Annotated in this window: 2 protein-coding genes and 1 pseudogene; all 3 read left to right on the top strand. The window is 62.5% G+C overall.

Translation table 11 applies throughout. The features are described from left to right. A partial coding sequence (locus tag XpopCFBP1817_RS22355) for a hypothetical protein (RefSeq protein ID WP_208619685.1) occupies positions 1 to 197 on the top strand: 197 nt, incomplete at its 5' end. Beyond that, positions 194 to 832, top strand: a complete 639-nt coding sequence (locus XpopCFBP1817_RS20435) for an HD domain-containing protein (protein ID WP_128418463.1) — start codon at positions 194 to 196, stop codon at positions 830 to 832. The genes XpopCFBP1817_RS22355 and XpopCFBP1817_RS20435, both read left to right, overlap by 4 nt. Before the next feature lie 80 nt (positions 833 to 912). Next, positions 913 to 1,626: pseudogene (locus tag XpopCFBP1817_RS20430) on the top strand (excinuclease ABC subunit A); the annotation flags it as partial. Between the last annotated feature and the right edge of the window lie 818 nt (positions 1,627 to 2,444).

The raw sequence follows: 2,444 nt of genomic DNA, 5'->3' as shown, positions 1-2,444 counted from the left end.
TCGCTGATTTTTTGAAGGTATGGTCATCATCCAGTGCGTGTCACCACGGCTACGACTTGGTTGTTCGAGGTGCCCTTAATCTTATCGGCCGCAACAGCGCGTCGTTGAGTCTGCACATCCATCGTCGCAGCATCCTCACCTTGCGCGTGGTCGGGCTCGGCGATACTGCGCCATCGCCTGCATCGGACGCCCCATGACCGCTCTCACCGAACGTTACGCCCTGGCTGTGGATTACGCGCGCATCGCCCATGCCGGGCAGGTGCGCAAGGGCACGCAGATTCCGTATCTGAGCCATTTATTGGGCGTGTCCACGCTGGTGCTGGCATGTGGCGGCGACGAAGAGCAGGCCATTGCCGGCCTGCTGCACGACGTGGTGGAAGACTGCGGCGGTGGCCACGAGGCCTCGATCCGCGCGCAGTTCGGCGATGCGGTGGCCGACATTGTGATGGCGTGCACCGATGCCACTGCCGAAGACAAGGCCGACGTGGACAATACCGACAGCGCCCGCAAACGCGATTGGCGCGAGCGCAAGCTGGCCTACCTGGAGCACTTGCGCAAGACGCCCGAGCGGGCGCTATTGGTGTCCGGCTGCGACAAACTCTATAACGCGCGCACCATCGTGCAGGACCTGGAAAACCCCGCCGTGGGGCAGGATATCTTCAATATGTTCACCGCCGGGCGCGCCGGCACGTTGTGGTACTACGGTGAGCTAGAAGCCATCTTCCGCACGCGCGATGCGGCCACTGCGCGCCTGTTCAGTGGCGTGGTCACGCGCATGCAGGCGCTTGCGAACACCGGCGAGCAGCTGGTGCCGGCGCACGCGCTGGGGTGATCGCGCTTGCGGGTGGCGGATGCGGATGGCTCACGCCGTCAGTGATCGGCTGCGCACTGATGCGCATCACGGCTGGCGTGTTTGCCGCCACGCAAAGCGCGCAGATGAAAAAGCGCCTGGCACAGTGTCTGATCAGCACGCAGTGCCCGCAATGCGATGGCAAGCGGCTGCGACGCGAGGCGCTGTGGGTGACGTTTGACGGGTTGGATATCGGTACGTTGTCGCGGCGGCCATTGCACGAAGTGGCGCAGTTGCTGCATCCGGCTGCGGACGGAAAGCGTAACGATACGGCCAAGCATCCGGAGCAAGTGATCGCCGCGCAACGCATTGCCGCAGATCTGCGTGCGCGTATCGAGGTGGTGCAGGAAGTGGGCCTGGGCTATCTCAGCCTGGAGCGCAGCACGCCGACATTATCGCCCGGCGAGTTGCAAGGTTTGCGGCTCGCCACACAGATCCGTTGGCAGTCGTTCGGCGTGGTGCATGTGATGGACGAACCATCGGCGGGGTCGCATCCGGCCGATGCGCAGGCGTTGCTGGGTGCGTTGGATCAGCTCAAGGTCACCGGCAATTCGGTGGTCGAGGTCGAACACAAGGTGGATGTGATCCGCCATGCGGACTGGATCGTGGACGTGGGCCCGGCCGCCGGCGTGCATGGTGGGAAAGTGCTGAATAGCGGCCCGCCGGCGGGATTGGAACACGTGGAAGTCTCAACCACACGCCGTTATCTGTTCAGCACGCCGCCGCAGGTGCACAGCCATGCGCGCAACGCGAGCGGTTGTCTGCAACTGCGCGGATACCTTGATGCGTCCGCTGCGAGGGCTGGTGGATGCGGGCAACACGGTGATCGTGGCCGAGCACGATATGCGCGTGGCCGCCAGCAGCGATTGGGTGCTGGGCATGGGGCCAGGGACCGGCGGTGCGTGCGGACAGGTTGTTGTGGCCGGCACGCCGGAGGTTGTTGCGTGGTGTCGTGGCAGCCGGACTGCGCCGTTTCTTGCGGCGCTGATCCGTTTAACGATGTAGGTCGCAGTTGAATGACAACGCGACGTTTACGCGTCCAGAAGGTTCGCTGGCTCGCGCATAGCTTCGCACGTGCAGTTCCGCACCACGATAATCGAGCTAAGGTTCCCGGCATTAAGGATCCGCGCGACGCGGTATCTCTTCTGGGAGGGAGAGGGACATGCGCTTAATAGTGCAAAGGGCAACAGTGTTGCCTCGATCCATATCGATGACTATGTTTCGTCTTTTCACCAGCAATGCGCGTGCAAACACCGCATGCGATGGCAGTGGATCTGCCGCGCTGCGTAATGTTGCGCTCGGCATACGCCTGGTAAGCACATAAGCACTGCTTTGCCTCATCGGTCGGATGCCTTGCGCATCCCGGCATCGCAGCGCTGCGAATGGATTTCCAGCCAGTTTTCCGACCCATGCCTTGTCTGGCGTCGTGCATCGACACGATTGCTGAATAGGGCGGCGCGTCGGCGTTCCAGATAGTGCGAGGTCGGCTTTAGGGAACCTCTGAACAACTCGCTATAGATGCGCGACACGACGCACTCACCTTGAGGAGGCATCCATGCAACTGACATTCGGTGATGCGCAGGGCTTGGGCAAG

The sequence above is a fragment of the Xanthomonas populi genome (assembly GCF_002940065.1).
Lineage (GTDB): Bacteria > Pseudomonadota > Gammaproteobacteria > Xanthomonadales > Xanthomonadaceae > Xanthomonas > Xanthomonas populi.
Note: the sequence above shows the minus strand (reverse complement) of the source record. Positions and strands in the feature narration are given on the sequence as shown.